Source organism: Fusobacterium ulcerans ATCC 49185 (genome assembly GCF_900683735.1).
GTDB lineage: Bacteria > Fusobacteriota > Fusobacteriia > Fusobacteriales > Fusobacteriaceae > Fusobacterium_A > Fusobacterium_A ulcerans_A.
This window is the reverse complement of record NZ_LR215979.1, coordinates 1,903,866-1,921,717: the sequence shown is the minus strand read 5'-3', so window position 1 is coordinate 1,921,717 and position 17,852 is coordinate 1,903,866. Positions and strand designations below refer to the sequence as shown.

The following is a 17,852-nucleotide window of genomic DNA, read 5'->3' as shown; positions in this document are numbered from 1 at the left end:
AGTAAAATATGGAGTAAGATTCAATTACAAATTCTAGTAATTAAAATAGTATGAGATCATTGAAAAATGGTCTCATACTTAAAAATAACAAAAAAAAGGGAAATAAATACTATGGATAAAGAGAAGATTATAGAATTTTTAATGACATGCAACAGAACTTACTTGATAGCAGTAGTTTTATTTTTCCTCATTTTCCTTATTTGCCTTTTAAATTTTATAAGAAACTATATCTCAGTAAGGAAATTAAAAAAAAACAGAAAGGAATAAAATTTTATTATAAATTTTTAGGAAATATTTACTGGTTAAGAGGAGAAATATTAAATAAAAGATATTTAGAATTAAAATATTTAAATTCAGTTGAAAGTAAAGAAGAAGCAAATGTAGTAATTCTACTGGAAAAAGTTTTAGAAAACAGCACTGGACTTATAAGCATCTATATAGAAAATTCAAAAGTTATTTTAAAAAGACTAAAGTTAAATAACGAACAATTAAAAGAAGTATTGGAAAACATACCATATACATTGGTAGAGAATGATGAAATAACAAAAGAAGAGAGTAATAGTTAAATAAATGAAAATTGAGCATAAAATGCTGGATTTAAAAGATAAAAAATATATAAAAGAATAAAAATATAATATAAATTGTTTATGTATTTTCCATAATTATAAAAAATATATAACTTAAGATAAATATTTAAAAAAATAAAAAATTGATATATTTGAAGATAGAGAAAAAATTCTTAAAATAAAGAATATATAGCAAAGTAAAGCTATTTTAAATTTTTTATCTCTCTATACTATTCAAAAACCAGTTTAATTATATAAACTTCCCCTCCAAATCAATCTCTATCTTTATTTATCAATTTTATTTTCCTATATATTATTGATTATGTGAAATAATGACATAATATGACAATGATTTTAATTTATATTATATTTTATCAAAACTAAAACTTAATAGAAATATTATTTACTCTTTATTTCTTAACTTTTTATGAAAGCTATATTTAATCAAGAGTAGAAATAGTTGAGAATATATAAATAAATTTATTGGAAAAAGTATTTAAAATGAAAATATAATTGCAATAAAAATAACAGGAGTAAAACCAGTTTTGAAATAGACAGAGAATTGTAAATTTGAAGAACTTTAGAAATATAGTTAAATGATAATGAAATATTTCTAAATCAGAAATTTGATGAAATATATTACAAGTTTAAATCTAGTAGTAGTAAAAGTCCGAGGGGGAAAAGATATATGAAAAAAATTGATATTGAAAAGTCTTTAAAAAGATTTTTGAAGAGAAAAGTAAGTTATTCGTTATCACTTTTGATAGTTTTCATGATAACAGGAGGAATATCAATAGGGGCAGAAATAACAGCAGAGGAGATACAGGAAAGTAAGGGAGATCTTTTAAGCAGAATACAAACAGAGCGGGAAGAAATAAAGAGAAAAATAGCAGAAAATGAGAGATTAATAAAAGAATACAATTCAAACTTTGTGGAACTTGTAAGAAAGGGAGATTTTTACTCTAAGCCTTTATTCAACAGCACACAAGTTTTTTTCAGCTATCAGCATTTAGATAGTGGAAAAATGAAAGATGTAACAGAAAAAGAGTTTTCAGAAACGATAGATGCAATAAACAAGCATTATGGAACAAGAAGTGGAAGAAGCATATTAAAGTCTACAGGAAATATAGGAAAAGATATGCTGATGGCAGGAAATGGAGTGGCTGTAGATACAAGTACATTTAGGGAAACAATAGAAGTAGGAGCAAATATCAAACCAGTAGAACCAGTATTGCCACAAATTAATCCAAATGTATCAGTAAATGTATCAGCACCAGAAGTAGTTTTGGGAGATTTACCAGAACCATTGACTCCAACAGCTCCAAAATTGCCAGTAGTTGGCGTACCAGGAGTAAATATTCCTTCAACACCTGGAGTAATAGAAGTTCCTATAACTATAACACAAAACAATCAAATAACAATAACAACACCAGATATAAAGACTCCAGTTTTAGTTCCACCAGAAGTTAATATAACTCCTGTGAAGATAAGTGTATCACTAAATGTAAAGACACCTGAGTCAATAACTTCTCCAGCTCCTGAAGAACCAGATAGAGTTTTAAATATAGTAGAACCAGATGCAAGTCCATTTTCAGATTTTGCATGGGCATGGATGAGTGGTACTAATCCAGTAGCTAATACTAATCCCTCAAGTTCTAGTGACCTTTCATTAGGAGATAATATTAATGTTACAGGGGGAACATTTTGGTCTGGAGTTACAACTGAGGGAGTAATAACTAATACAGCAGGATATACAGGGGCTGCACAAGATTCATATAGAGGACAGACTGCTTCTGGCTTTGATGGTGCTAGAAATTATGATAAAAGGCACTTAAGTATAATTAATTCATATAATGGAAGATGGACTGGGTTATCTGGAAATAGAATAACTGGCGGGACTTTCTATGTAGCAGGAAATGTTAATGGGATATCAGATGGAGCTCCAGCTACAGGAACAGAAGCATTTCATCTAGTGGCGGATGTTCATTTGGAAAATGTAACTGCCAACCTATATGGTAAAGCTGCCTTTATAAATGCTGAAGCTTTTAGAGGTGGTCAGACTACAATGAAAAATGTAACAATAAATGTGCTAAGAGATGAAAATACAGTTTTTCATCTGAAAGGAAGTGGCCCAGCTCAAGAAAATAAAAATTTTGGAGGAGAACAATTTGCTACAAAATTTGCAGGAAATGCAAATATTACTATTGATACTAAGACAAATAGTGTTTATGCAGTAAGAAATTTTGCTGGTGGATTAAAAATAGAAAATACAGGAAAGATTATATTTAATGGAGCATCTAATATAGGAGTTTCATTTCTTACATGGGTTCCTGATAAATCAAAGTATATAACAAAACCAGGAGCAGGCTCATTAGGAGAAGGATCAGTGGAAGCTTATATTCCTTATGTTAAGCTAGACCCTTCAAAACCCATGGAAATGTATGGAGATGAAAATGTTGGAATCTTTTTCAATAAAAAAATATCAGGATATGATGTGGGAATTCATCAGGGATATTTTGATTTATATTTTAATATTGGAACACAATTGAATTCAACAGGAGAGGCTACACAAATAGCTGGAGGACAACTTGAAAAAGATGGATATACAAATACAACTGTTGATGGAAATGTAGGTGTCTATGCTATATCAGGGCAAAGAGATGGAGTAGATGTTACCCAACTGTCAAATATATCATATTTTACAAATGACCCTATTCATAATTTAATAATGGATAAATTTGATATAAAGTTTGGAAAATATTCTAAAAATGGATTTATGTTCCTTGCTAAAAATGGAACTGTTATAGACATACAAGGAATAAAAACTACCACTTTTTCTGATGGAATAAATGGAACAAGTACATCAGAAGCTGATACAGGAATGGGAACTATTATTGCCTTTGCAGAAGGAAAATGGACAGCTGCAGGAACATCATTAGCTGGAAATAATTTAGAAGGAAAACCTACTGAAATAATAGTGGATAAAAACCTCAATATGATGAGTAAAGAAGGAATAGCATTTTTCGCAAAAGATGGAGGATTAATCACTGTAAAAAAAGCTGCTGAGGGATATGGATATGGCTCTATAATAGGTTATGCAGATAATGGAACTGTAAAAATCAATGCAGATATAAAAGCTATAGATAGTGGAGTAACTACTGAAAATAAAAAGTATAATAATATCGGAGGATATGCTATTGCAAATGGAACTATTACAGTAACAGGAAATGCAGAAATAAATGGATTGGGAGCTTTTGCAAATGGAGCAAATGCTAAAGTTTATTTAAGAGGAACAGGAAATAAGATAAAAACAGGAGTCAGTGGCGGGCTTGCAAGTCTTAAAGGTGGATATGTAGAATTTGGTGGGGGAACTATTGAACATAAGGATATTAAAGCAGGAGATCACTATCAAAAACTTCCTTTCTTTGCAGATGATACTTCAAAGATAAACTTTACAGGGGCAACTACAATAACAATGTATAATGGAGCAGTGTTTTCTGGAGAGAGAGATGACTATGCAAGTGAAGCAGGAACTTCAGCAAAATATAATGGTATGGGTAATGTTACAATAAGTCTGCAAAATAATGGAATTAATCTAGGTGTATTTAAAAATCAAAATATAACATGGAATGGAGAAACAGGATATCTAGGACATTTAGCAACTATTCCTAAAGTTGCAGCTATTCAAGAAAATGGGCACTGGTATAATAGTTATCTTGAAGGTGGAACAATGGTAATAGCTCAAAATATAGATTTAGATGCTAAGTCTGAAGGAGATACAAAAGGAGAAGATGCCTTTAATGATATTGGAATGGAAAGAGAACAAATAACTATTAATTCTGGTATTGAAATAACTTCTATCAATGGTAATGGATTAGTGCTTGGGTCAAATGTGACTGCTAATACTAGTGGAAAAAATAGTGATTCTGGATATATAAATAATGGTGAAATAAAAATAAGTGGAGGAAATCAAGCAGGGATATATGTAAGTTATGGACATATACAAAATAATGGTCTTATAGAAACTGATGGTGGAAGTGGAGCTGTAGGAGTAAATGGAAGTAAAATAGAAAATACAGCTACGGGAACTATTAATATTGGAACTGCTGAAACTGCAAATGGAGTAGGAATAGTTGGATTAGCAACAAAAATAAAACCTGATGGGAGTCCAGATACTCCTGAATCATATGGAACAGATGGTGGGGATACAACTACTAAAGTTTTAGAGATTTCTAACAAGGGAGATATAATTGTAAAAGGAACTTCAGGAGTGGGTATTTATGCTGAAAATAATGTAGCTTCTGTAGGAAAAGATAGAGCTTTTGTTGAAAATACAGGAAGTATAACAGTTGGAAATTCAGGAGTTTCTGCTGCAGTTGGAATTTATGGGAATAAATCTATAATTTCAAATACTGGTAATATTACAGTTGGAAGTGGTGGAGTAGCAATATATGCAACAAATAATAGTGAAATAACAGCACTTGGAACATTAAATCTTGGTTCTGGTGGAATAGGAGTAATGGTTGATGGAACATCAACTATTACAGCAGTAGCAGTTACTTTGGAAAATAATGAAGATACAGCTAAAACAGGTATTTTTTACAATGGATCAGATACTGGAATTGATGATAAAACTATAAATTTGGATATAGATGCATCTGAATTTAAAAAGGGGACAGCAATATATGTAAAAAATATGAATATTACATCTTCTGGTAATTTAAAAGTGGGTGGAAATGGAGTAGGTATTTTTATAGATGGAACTGTAAATAATAAAGCAAAAAATACAGGAACTATTGAGCTTACATCTGGTAAAAATGGTGCTGTAGGTATGTACACTACAACTGCTAATATTATTAATGATGCAACAGCAGGAATAATTGATGTTAATGATTTTTCTCAAATAGGAATGTATGCAGAAGGAGCTAGTGCTAAGGCAATAAATACTGGAAAAATTAATTTAAAAGCAAATAGTTCTACAGGAATTTATGTAAAATCAGGAGCAATAGCTGAAATTGCTGGAAATGGCATAACATTTGATGGAAATTCAAGTGTAGGAGTTTATGCTGAAGGCGCAGAAGTAAAATTTACAGATAATGTAAAATTTACAAGTGATAATATAAATAAAAATATCTATGTATATGGAAAAAATTCTGATGTAAAAATAGGAATAGGTAAAAAGGTAGAAGTAGATGGAGTTAATTCTACAGACGCTTCAGGAAATAAAACAGTAGGAATATATCTTGAAAGGACTGCAGATGGTACTGGAAGTACATTTACAGGGGATAAATATACAGAGGGGCAATTAAGTGTCATAAATGAAGCAATAGGAATATATTCTAATGGAAATAACACTTTAGAAGATATAAATATAACAGCAACTGGAGATAAAACAACAGGAGTATATATAGCTGGAGAATCAACTGTATCTGGAATTGTAACAGCTAGAGGAACAAATTCTGTAGGAGCAGTTGGTGTATATGGAAGTGGAGGGGCTGTAACTATAGGAACAGGAGGTCTTACTTTAAATACAGATACTGGTAAGGGAATAGGAATGTATCTTACAAATGGTGCTTCTACAGCTGGAGGAACAATAACTGTAAATAATACAGTAACTGATGTTAATAATATAGGATTATATTATAGTGTTGGAAATGCAACAAATAGTTCAGCTATTTCTCTCATAGGAAGTAAAAGTATAGGAATATATGCAGGAGAGGGGATAACTCTTACTAATAGTGCTGATATAACATCAACAGCAGGAAAAACTGAAAATATTGGTTCATATGTAGGAGGAGATTCAAAACTAACTTCAACTGGAAATATCACAATGGCTGATAATGACAGTATAGGGATATATGTAGAAGAAGGTAAGGGAACCAACTCAGGAACTATTACAATGAGTGGAACAGCTAGTGCCCAAGATAAAACAGTTGTAGGAATGGTTGCTAAAGCTGGTACAGGAAAAATAGCAATAATAGAAAATATATCTGAAAAAGAGATAATAGCAGGAGCTAATCTAGGAATGTATATAGCAGGAACAGGAACAAGTTCGGGTAAAAATACAGGAAAAATAACTACAACTACAGGAACAGGAGTATATGTAGATGGTGCTACTAACAGTTTTGATGGAACTGGTGGAACTATTACATCAGGAGGAGTAGGGATATCTCTAAATGGAACAGCTGCAGGACAAATAAAAACTGGAACATTAGATATAAAGCCAGATGGAGTTGGTGTATATGGAAATAATGCCAAAATAGATTTTGCAGTAAATGTAGAAGGAGAAGGAGCAGTAGGAGTTGCTGCCAAGGGACATTCAGTGATATCAAAAGATGTAACAACAGGAGTAGGTTCTGTAGGAGTATACCTTCTTGATGATACAGTTACATTTGAGAATGTAAATATAGAAACAGGAAATAATAAAGAAGAAACTACCAGTGGAGCAAATGATGGCAAAACATCAGTAGGAATTCTTTTAAATGCTGCTGGAGCATATACACTGGATAAAGTAAATATAAATGCAAAAAATGGAGTAGGAGTATATTTAGAAGATAGTACAAAACCTAATTCTGGAATAAAGACTCTTACACATAATGGAAAGATAACCATTGGAAATAATGGAGTAGGAATATATGTAAATAAAGGAAATATTCTTACAACAAAAACAACAGTTCTTGATATAAATGGAGGAACGGGAATATATTTAGATGGAGGTACAGCCAATCTAGGAACAACTGCAGAGAAACTTACATTTAATTTTTTAAATGGAGGAATAGGAGTATTTAACAGTGGTGGAACTCTTAATCTTGGAAGTAATTTTGTTGTAGAAGGATTAGGAACACTTATAGCAACTTCAAATGGAGACTTAACTTCAGCTGGTAATTTAGATGTAGGAGAAAAATCAACAGGGCTTCTGGGAACATATGACAATAAAACTATAGTGGCAAAAAGTATAAAAAATAATGGAGGGACACTAACAGTTCATAGTGGAGGAATAGGGCTTGCAGCAGTGAAAGGAACAAGTAATCCATTAGCAGCAGTTACAATAATAAATGATGGGATTATTAATGTAAGTGGAAAATCAAGTATAGATCCTTTTACGCCTTCTATAGGAATATATACAGATGTAGCTGATATAGTGAGTACAAAAAATATTAATGTAGGAGATAAGGGAATAGGAATATATTCAAACTATAATGCAGTATCTACATCAATACAAAATAATGAGATGACTATAACAGGAACAGAAGGAATAGGAGTATATCTGAAAGGGAGCATACATGATCTTTCAGTGAATAATATAACTTCAACTACTGCAGGAAATACAGGATTAGTTCTTGATGGAGTCACTTCAAACATAAATGCAGGAACTATTGCTTTAGGAAATGAAAGTGTAGGAGTAATGGCAACAGGAACAACTTCTTCTACAATAGATGGAAGTATTACAGTAGGAGATTCAGGTGCAGGTAAGAGTGCAATAGGAGTAGTAGCAAAAGATTCTAATATAATTTTAGCAGGAACAACAGCAATTACAGCTGGGGATAAAGGAATAGGAGTGTATGCTGAAGGAACTGGAACAGTTACAGTTACTGATACTGGAAATATAACAGTAGGTACAAATGGAATATATATGTATTCCAAAGGAACTGTATTGAATTTTACAGGAGATATCACAGCTGATAATCAAATAGGAATAGTAGCAGAAGGAGGAAGTGTAACTGCGAATGGAACTTCAACTATAATAGCTAAAGGTGGTGGAATAGGAGTATATGTACAAAACACAGCTCCATCATTTATAACAACATCAATTACAGTTCAAAATGGAATTGCTGAAACAGCTTTTGATCCAGCTAAATACTCTATAGGGGTTTATTATGATAGTGTAGCATCAATAGGAATAATGCCAACAATTACACAAATAGGAAACTATACAATAGGTGCAGTATTAAATAATTCAACAGGAAATATATCTAGTACAATTTCTCTTGGAGGAGCTGGAACAGCTAATCAAGTAGGAATAATGGCGAAAGGAAGTTCTAATCTTACTATAGGTGGAATATCTGTAGCTGGAGGAGACAACAATATTGGTATATATGGAGAAAATAGTACAATAAAAGTTACAGGAAATATATCAGTAGATGCACCAAGTTCATTAAATGCAGATGATCCAATGAAATACTCATCAATTGGAGTATTTTTAGATAGAGGAACATATACAGGAACTACAGGGAATCTTTCAGTAGGAAACAGCAGCATAGGAATCTATGGAAAAAATATGACTGGAAATATTAGCCAAAGTGGAACAACTATGAATGTAGGAGATAATGGAGTAGGTATCTATGGTTCAGGAAGTGGAGATATTGCTTTAACAATGTCAACAGGAATAACTCTTGGAAATAACAATTCTATAGGAGTATATGCTAAAGAAGGAATGAATGCATTAGTAACAGGAGATATGGCAGTTGGTACAAATACAAGTATAGGTATTGTAAGTGAAGGAAATGGTAATGTAACACATAATGGAAATATGATTATTGCAGACAAAGGAACTGGGGAAGGAGATACAGGGTCAGTAGGAATATATAAACTGAATGGAACAGGAACTATAACAACTACAGCAGGAAATGACTGGACTGTAGGAAACAGTGGATATGGAATTTATGTGCAGCAAGTTATAATTACTAAAGATGCAGGTGGAAATATAATTTCATCAACTGTGACTTCTAATTCTGCTACAATTAATAACAATGTTAATATGGATTTGGGAATGGCAGCAGTAGGAATCTACTCAAATGGAAAAAATATAGTAACAAATACAGGAAATATAACTGTAGGAGAAACAAATGTAAATGGAAACCATGATGATGCAACAAAACATGAAAATTCAGTAGGTATATATATTGGAGAAGGAACTGTGGCAACAAGTTCAGGAACAATAACAGTAAATCATGATCATTCAGTAGGAGTATATGGAACAGGAATTGAAACTAAGTTTACAAATACTGGAACAATAAATATAGATAATGGAGGAGTAGGAATCCTTGTAAGAGATGGAGCAGTAGCTGTCAATGCAGCAGGAGCCAATATTAATCTTGGAGGAACACTTGCAGACTGTGGAGCGATAACAGTAGGGATGGCAGCCTATAATGGTGCTAGAATAGAAAATTATGGGGATATAACTGTAAATGCAGGTGTTGGAATGCTTGTAGGAAATGGAGCAACATTTTTTAATGGTGGAACAATAACAGTAAATAATGGAGTAGGAATAGAAGGAATTGGAAATACAGTAAATGCAGGACATATTGTAGTAAATGGTGGAACAGGAACACAGTTAGCAGGATTAGCTAATGCACAAATGGGGTCTGTAGAAATTACTTCAGATGGAAGTATTAAAATCAATGGAAATTATGTTTCTGCAGGAGGAACACTTACAACAGACGGAAATCTGATAATAAATGGTGCGTATGTAGATGTAACAACAGGAGTACCTTTGTTTAATGCTCATAGTGTAAGTGGAGAAGTAAACATTCTTCCAAACTTTGCATCAACAGGAAATGGAATCACATATGAAATAAAAGATTTTGTAAATACAGCAACAGGAGTAATAACTGGAACAAAACTTACACCAGTAACATCACCTCTATTTGTAGCAAAAATGACAGATGGTGGAGATCTCATTATTGTAAAAAGACCATATGCTGATATCACAATAGGAGAGCAGTTTGATGCACTAGATAAAGGATTGGATAATATTCTTGCCAACAGTAATGGAATAGGTAGGGATGCAGAAATATTAAAAAATTTAAATGCATATCTTAATGAATTTGGTGGAGACCAATTTGGAGAGGAAGCTTCTAGAAAACTTGCAGAAGCAAGAGGAGATATCTATTCAACTATTCAGGGAAGAATGCAGGATATCAACAGAGCATTTGATAACTCTTTCTATGAGCTTGAATCATCATACAATCTAACTAAAGACAGCAGTAAGTATAGTGTAATCTATACTGATGGAGACTACAAAGATCCAACTTTAGGAATAGAAGATTATGATTACAAGATAATGGGTCTTCTTTACATGAAAGAAAAAGAAGGAACAGAGTATGGAAGCAAATACGGATATACACTAGGATTTACAGGATCGAAATTTGAATTTGAAAATGATTCAAAAGAGGATGTGTATTCATTGAGAGCAGGAGTACATAGAGTTAAAAATCTAAGTGAAGAACATAAAGTATCATGGCTGTCAAGAATAGAACTAGGATATAACAGACATATAGCTGAGAGAAAGCTTAACCTTCATGAAACATTTGAGAATAAGGGAGAGTACAATACTTACTCTGTAGCACTTGATAACAGAATAACAAAAGTTATCTATACAGATTTATCAAGGGAATTGGATATATATGCAGATTTAGATTTAGAGTATGGAAAAGTAGATGGTTTTACAGAAAGCGCAGGAAGCAATGGCGGACTTGAAGTACAGATTAAAGATAATGACTACTTAAGCGCACAACTGGGAGCAGGAGTGAAAGCATCCCAAAGAATCTATGCAGGAAATGATGTATCAGTAAAAGTAACAGCAGATGTAAAGTATGCATATGAACTTGGAGATAACTATGATGGAAACAAAGCAAGACTAAAAAATGGAGGAGAAGGATACTACAGCTTGATTACTCCAGATGAAAGAGAAGGAAAACTGATAGGAAAAGTAGGACTAACAGTGGAGAAAGCCAACTATATGGGAGTAACATTTGAAGTAGAGGCAGCAGATGAAGGAAACAGAGAAGATTCATCAGTAAAATATGGAGTAAGATTCAATTACAAATTCTAGTATTAAAATATTATAAAAAAAGTTTTTTAACAAAGAGAAATAAAAAAATCATAATAACTTGGAGGAGATAACAATGATTAAATTAACAAAAAAAGAATTGGAAACTTTAGGAGAAAATAAGGATGCTATTGCACAGCTTTTAGTAAGAAAAGCTATCCTTGCAGAAATGGAAAAGAAAGAATATACAGAGGAGGAAAAAAAGTATCTTGAGGAAATGAAACTTAATATGGAAATAGAATTCTATCTTAATTCAATAGCGCAGAAAACAGTAAAAATATATGATTACGAGTTATTAGAAGTATATAAAAATAATACAGAAATATTAAAAGATAAGAATACAGTAGAAGTATATCCACAACTTCAACAGGCATTATTTAATCAAAAACTAGGTGAAGAAAAGGTAAAAGTAATAAATGAATTAGTAGAAAAATATAAAATAAATGATACTTTAAAAGAATATATAAAGGTAGAAGATCCAAAGAAAAAAGAAGAGAACAAATAAGGAGGAAAGAAAATGAAAAAGATGTTAATAGGATGTATATTAGTAGTATCAGCAATATCATATTCAGCAACAGATGTAATGTCAACACTGGAACAGCTTGAACTCAATCTTCAAAAATTAGAGGCAGAAGAAAAAGCAATGTACAATCAAAGAAAAGCTGAAGCAGAAGAAGCAGAGAGAACACTAGCTTCACAAAGAAAAGTATATTCAGAAATAGTAGAAAAGGAAAAAATAATTCAAAATGTAAAAGAGAATAGATTTTATAAAGCACAATATCAAGAATTAGCAAAAAAATATGGACAGGCTAAAAAAGAACTAGAAGCAGATATGAAAAAACAGGAAGAAATAATTAGTATATTTGAAGCAATAAAATAAAAAATAATACTATAATTGAAGAAAATCAGCTGCCTATTGGCAGCTATTTTTTGCAATCGCATTAATAGAACAAAATAATAAAAGATTATAAATATAAAATTTAAAAAAGAATGGTTTTAAATTAAAAAAATTAGTAAAATAAATTTATAACAGCACTTAAAAACTAGTAAAAAAATTAAAAAAATGAATTAAAAATCTCTTTATTAAGAAATTATAAATAAATTTTAAAGGAGAAAATATTGGATAATACAGGTTTTTATGAAAAAAAGAAGAAAGAAATAATTAAGTTTAATAGTTTCAACATCTGGGAAAATAAAGAATATGAAGAATTTAAATCTAAAAATAAAGTAACACTGATTGGAAAATATAATATGGTTCTTGAAAAAAAATCATATTATTTTTTTGATGAATTAGAAGATGTTAATAAAAATAAAATAACTCTTTTAACTACTGAAGAAACTAGAAAGGATTTAAAAAATGGAGAAAATTATGAAATGACAGGAATATTGAAAGTATTTCCTGATAGATATTCTGTAAAATTAAAATTATACACTCAAATGAAATTAATTAAGGCTAAAAAAATTGAAAGTGCTGAAGAATATCCAGATTTCTTAAGTGCTATTCGATTAAAAGAAAGTTTACTTAAAATCAAAGCTAAGGAAAATAAAAAAGAAATTGATATAATTTATTCAAAATTAGAGAAAAAGGAAAAAGTAAGATTTTTAATTATAACAAGCTTAAAGGGAAATAATGGAACTAATGACACTGATATAATGAATGATCTTTATAAAAATGGAAATTATAAAAATGAAATTCAAAAGTTTTTTGGTTTTACACCAGTTGGTGATGAAAATATAATAAGAACTTCCTTCAATGATTATGAATTTATGAAAGAATATGAACTTGTAAAAGAAATTGAAAAAAAAATTAGTGAAGCTCAGAAACAAAATATTTCATATGATTACTTAGTTTTCATTAAAGGTGGAGGAAGTAAGATGAAACTTTTTGATGATATAGATTTTTGTAATGAAATAGTAAAATTAAATATTCCATTTATAACAGCTTTGGGGCATTCAGATGATAATTCTAGATTGTTGTGTCAATTAGCTGATATAGATTGCCAAACTCCTTCATATTTAGGACAGGATCTCATAAAAATAATAAATATTACTAAAAATAAACTAGAAAATAAAAATAATAAAATTATAAATGAAAGAATAGGAGAAGAGAGACAGAATAAAAAAGTAAAAGGGCTAGAGGAGAAAGTAAGAAAATTAAATTTAAAATTTGTAATATCTTTGTTTATTATAATATTTTTACTAGGATATATAGTTTTTTCTACCTTTTTTATGAAACAAAATATAGATATACCAACAACTCTTCCTAAAAAAATTTCAACAAAAAAATTGGTTTATTCAGAAGATGAGGTATTTACAGTATTGTTATGGAAAGGATATAAAGGAGAAAAAGCTATATATGCTTTTCAAAAAGATAATAAAATGCAGCAAACTGGAAAAGTTAATGAAGCACTATTAAAAAAATTAGGAATAAAAATAAAGTATAATGAATAAATTTTAAAATAAAAGAAAAAAGAGAAAGTTCTTCCTATATTTTCATAATTGAAGCAAAACTCACTTTCTTGATTTTTTTAACAAATTTTTTTGTTTTCAGATTTTTTCTTAAAGATAGTTTTATAATATCTTAAACTATTTCTTGTGCTGAAAGAAAAATGGAATATATACAGTATCCTTATTTTATGCTATACTGAATATATAACTAGTGAGAAATTTAGAGTCTTAAAGTAAATAATACCTACTTTAGATATCTAAAAATATTTAAAATATCAAAAAAAGAGAAAAATAAAATTGAGCTGAGAGGAACAAAGAAATTCTATCTTAGCTCTTTTCTTATACTTTTTAAAATATTAAATTTTTAATTGATTCATAAGATCTAGGGGGCTTTTATGAAAAATATTCAAAGACATTTCATTCTTGTAATTATGGTAGTTGTATGTGTTATTTTATGGAATCAAATTGTAGTTATGAAATACGGAACAACTCTTCCAACATATTTGAAGTATTCATCACCTATTACAGAAAAAGAAAGGGATTATTTGAAATTTCATAGCCCAATTAGGTTGGGAAGTGATATTACTGCCCCTCCAATTTCCTATTATGATAATACTGCAGGGGAGTATGCTGGATTGATTGTTGATTATGTAAACTTTTTGTCAATTGAAACAGCAACACCTATTACTATAAATATGTATACTTTTTATAATTTAATGGAAGCTTTGAGAGAGCATAAGATTGATGTGGGAGATATGTTTCCCAGTGAAAGCAGAGCAAAGGAATTTAATTTTTCTATCCCAATATATCGATTAAAAACTGTTGTTATTTCTCCAAAAGATGGGAGTAATATATTAGATATTATGGAATTGTCAGGGAAAAAGGTAGCAATTCCAAAAGGAGATTTAGCAGCAGAATATATCAATAATTTTTTAAAAGAAGAAAGAAAACCAATGGTTCAATTTGTTTTAGTAAATGATACAAAAACAGTTTTGGAACTTTTACAGCAAGGGATTGTTGATGCTGCAATTGGAGATGAAGTTGTTATTTCTACCTATTGGAAAGAGTATAATGTTTATGAAACTCAGAAATATAATGTGATTCTTTTATATGAAAAGGATGTAGTATTGGCAGTAAATAAAGATTCTGATTTATTGCTGTCCATACTTAATAAGGGTATTTTACAGATGAAAAAAAATCATATAGTGCCAAAGGTTCAACAGAAATGGTTTGGAATTTCTGAATCTATAAGAGGAGAAAAGAGGGAACTGGAATCATTTATCAATATTGCAATTATTTTGCTCATTTGTTTAATAGGCCTTTATATATGGAATTATTTTCTGAAAAGAAGAGTGTTGGAGAAAACAAAAGAAATTGAAGAAAATAAGAAAAATATCAGTATGATATTGAATAATCTGGACATAGCTCTGTTTATTATCAATGAAGCTTGTGTAGTGATAGAATGTAATCGTGCCTCTTTGACTTTGCTTTCTCAGAGTAGGAAGGATGTAGTGGAAAAAAGTCTTTTTGAATTCTCTTTTTTATCTGAATTATTGGAAATATCAAAATATCCTCAATGGAAGGAAGATCTTAGTCTTAAATTTAGAAATACATTAAAAAATAGATGTTATGAAGTTAAACTTTCTCCTTATATTTCAAGAGAAGAAAAACTTAGAATTTTAAGTATAGAAGATATAACAGAAAAACTTATTATAGAGAGAAAGCTTCATCAAGAAAATAAAATGATAACCATAGGTCAGATATCAGCTGGTTTGGCACATGAAATCAGAAACCCTCTGGGAACAATAAGGAATGGAATTTATCTTATTAAAATGAAAGTATCTAATAAATCACAGGAAAAAGCTATAAGTATGATGGAAAATTCAATTCAAAGAGTTAATAATCTGATTGAACATTTACTTAGATTTTCAAGAACAGCATCTGATAAATGTACTCAAGAAAACATTGAAACAATAGTAAGTAATATAATGACTTTAATGGAAACAAAATTAAAAGCTAAAAAAATCAAGTACCATGTCAACTTAGAGGGAAACCCTATGGTAACTTTAAATGCAGAAGCTGTTAATATTATTTTGATTAACCTTATTGAAAATGCAATTGATGCTTTTTCAATTACCAAAGATGATAATTTGATACAAATCTCTATTTCTTCTGCAGAGGATTCTCTTCACTTTTTAATTGAAGATAATGGAGTGGGAATATCAGAGGAGGGACTTCCTTATATTTTTGATCCTTTTTATACAACAAAAGGAGAAGGATATGGTACAGGGCTTGGGCTATATCTTGTATATAATGAAGTCAAAAAATATAATGGAGATATCTCTGTTGAAAGTCAATATGGGATGGGCACAAAGTTTTTTATTTCTATTCATTTTTAAAAAGGAGAATTAGATGCTTGCAGATTATAAAATTTTAATTGTAGATGATGAAGCAGATTATAGAGAGATGTTTTCTCTAATATTAGAGGAGAAGGGGTATTATGTTTATATGGCTTCCTGTATTGCAGAAGCAAGAGAAATCATCAAGGACCATAAAATTGACATGGTAGTAACAGATTTGATTATGAAAAATGAAACAGGGATAGAACTTCTTCACTGGATAAAAGATTATGATACTGAGGTAGGAGTTATTATTGTTACTGCATATGGAACAGTTGAAACAGCAGTTCAGGCAATTCAGAGTGGAGCATATAATTATTTTATTAAAAGCAATGATCCAGGTACTTTACTTCTGGATATTGAGAGGTTTTTACAGTTAAAGCAGCTCAAATTAGAAAATAGTTTACTAAAAAATCAAAATAAGGAAATATCTTTGCTTGAATCAAATAATACTGATATGCAAAATATATTAGATATATGTAAAAAAGTTGCTAGAAGTAATATATCTGTTTTAATTCTTGGGGAATCTGGAGTTGGAAAAGAAGTAATAGCTAGATATATACATGAAAAAAGTGAAAGAAATACTTTTCCATTTGTTCCAGTCAATTGTCAGGAATATTCAGAAGGAGTTCTTGAATCAGAGTTGTTTGGACATGAAAAAGGTTCTTTTACAGGAGCAATTAAACAAAAAATAGGAAAATTTGAAGAGGCCAGCCATGGAACATTGTTTCTTGATGAAATTGCAGATGTTTCAATGAATACACAGGTAAAGCTCTTAAGAGTACTGGAAGATAAAAAAATAGAGCGTGTTGGTGGAAGTAAAAAAATGGATGTCAATATCAGATTGATTTCAGCAACTAACAAAAATATTTATGAAGCTGTTAAGAGTGGAATTCTTCGAGAAGATTTTTTATACAGAATTAATGGAATTGTTATCCATGTTCCTCCTCTTCGGGAGAGACCAGAAGATATTGAAAGTTTTATTCATTTTTTTGTTAAAAAATTTGAAATGGAGTTGAAGAAAAAAATAGAATATATAGATGAAGAAACTATGAATTTTTTAAAAAACTATCATTATCCAGGGAATATCAGAGAATTAAAAAATATAATTGAACGTTTGATAGTTTTAGCAGAAGGTTCTGTTATATATTTTAAGAATGCAAAAAGATATCTGCAGCACACAGAAGAAGATGGAAGTCTACATTCTTATGAAAATTTGCGAGATGCAAGAAACCAATTTGAAATGGAATTTATACGTTCTAAAATCAGAGAGTGCAAAGGAAATTTATCTAAGGCTGCAGCTGCCTTGGATATCAGCAAACGTCAGTTAAATAATAAAATTTTAGAATATAATCTTAGAGAATGGATTCAATCTCTTAAAGAGTAATACTTCTTTCTTTGATACATAAAATATAATTTAAAAAATTTCAAATTCAATTCAAAAGAGAAAATTTATATTGCAAAAGTGTTTCATAGATCTAAAAATATTATTTTTTAAAGAATAAAGAAACAGGAAATATATTTCTCAAGTTGGGAAATATATTTCCTGTTTTTAATTAAATTTAATTGTATTTTCTCTGCTGTTTAAAGTAAAACATATCTTTTCTT

The 17,852-nt window shown here is 30.1% G+C and carries 7 protein-coding genes; all 7 read left to right on the top strand.

The annotated features are described in order from the left end of the window. The first annotated feature begins 200 nt into the window (after positions 1-200). The 7 genes from E0E45_RS08590 to E0E45_RS08560 all read left to right on the top strand — a co-directional run bounded on the left by E0E45_RS08590 (position 201) and on the right by E0E45_RS08560 (position 17,631). Positions 201-566 carry a hypothetical protein gene (locus E0E45_RS08590; RefSeq protein WP_172604179.1) on the top strand — a complete coding sequence of 122 codons (366 nt, stop codon included), beginning with the start codon at positions 201-203 and terminating at the stop codon, positions 564-566. A 688-nt stretch (positions 567-1,254) separates the two neighbouring features. Beyond that, entirely contained in the window at positions 1,255-11,400 is a 10,146-nt protein-coding gene (locus E0E45_RS08585) for an autotransporter-associated N-terminal domain-containing protein (RefSeq protein WP_130890793.1), read from the top strand. Positions 11,401-11,473: 73 nt separating this feature from the next. Then, on the top strand, positions 11,474-11,902 hold the full coding sequence (locus tag E0E45_RS08580; protein WP_130890428.1) for a hypothetical protein: 429 nt from the start codon (positions 11,474-11,476) through the stop codon (positions 11,900-11,902). A 12-nt stretch (positions 11,903-11,914) separates the two neighbouring features. Continuing rightward, the gene (locus tag E0E45_RS08575) at positions 11,915-12,277 is read left to right on the top strand and encodes an adhesion protein FadA (protein WP_130890792.1); all 363 of its coding nucleotides are present in this window, start codon (positions 11,915-11,917) and stop codon (positions 12,275-12,277) included. Positions 12,278-12,516: 239 nt separating this feature from the next. Next, complete coding sequence (locus tag E0E45_RS08570) at positions 12,517-13,848, top strand: peptidoglycan-binding domain-containing protein (protein WP_130890791.1); 1,332 nt, start codon at positions 12,517-12,519, stop codon at positions 13,846-13,848. A gap of 392 nt (positions 13,849-14,240) precedes the next feature. Beyond that, positions 14,241-16,244 (top strand): transporter substrate-binding domain-containing protein, encoded by a 2,004-nt coding sequence (locus tag E0E45_RS08565; RefSeq protein ID WP_130890790.1) that lies wholly within the window; start codon positions 14,241-14,243, stop codon positions 16,242-16,244. Positions 16,245-16,257: 13 nt separating this feature from the next. Next, positions 16,258-17,631: a sigma-54-dependent transcriptional regulator gene (locus E0E45_RS08560; protein ID WP_130890789.1), complete on the top strand. Its 1,374-nt coding sequence runs from the start codon at positions 16,258-16,260 to the stop codon at positions 17,629-17,631. Positions 17,632-17,852: the final 221 nt, after the last annotated feature.

Bases quoted from the DNA above. Each gene is read 5' to 3' on its own strand.
- E0E45_RS08575 (WP_130890792.1), top strand. From the start codon at position 11,915: ATGAAAAAGATGTTAATAGGATGTATATTAGTAGTATCAGCAATATCA.
- E0E45_RS08560 (WP_130890789.1), top strand. From the start codon at position 16,258: ATGCTTGCAGATTATAAAATTTTAATTGTAGATGATGAAGCAGATTAT.
- E0E45_RS08565 (WP_130890790.1), top strand. From the start codon at position 14,241: ATGAAAAATATTCAAAGACATTTCATTCTTGTAATTATGGTAGTTGTA.
- E0E45_RS08585 (WP_130890793.1), top strand. From the start codon at position 1,255: ATGAAAAAAATTGATATTGAAAAGTCTTTAAAAAGATTTTTGAAGAGA.
- E0E45_RS08580 (WP_130890428.1), top strand. From the start codon at position 11,474: ATGATTAAATTAACAAAAAAAGAATTGGAAACTTTAGGAGAAAATAAG.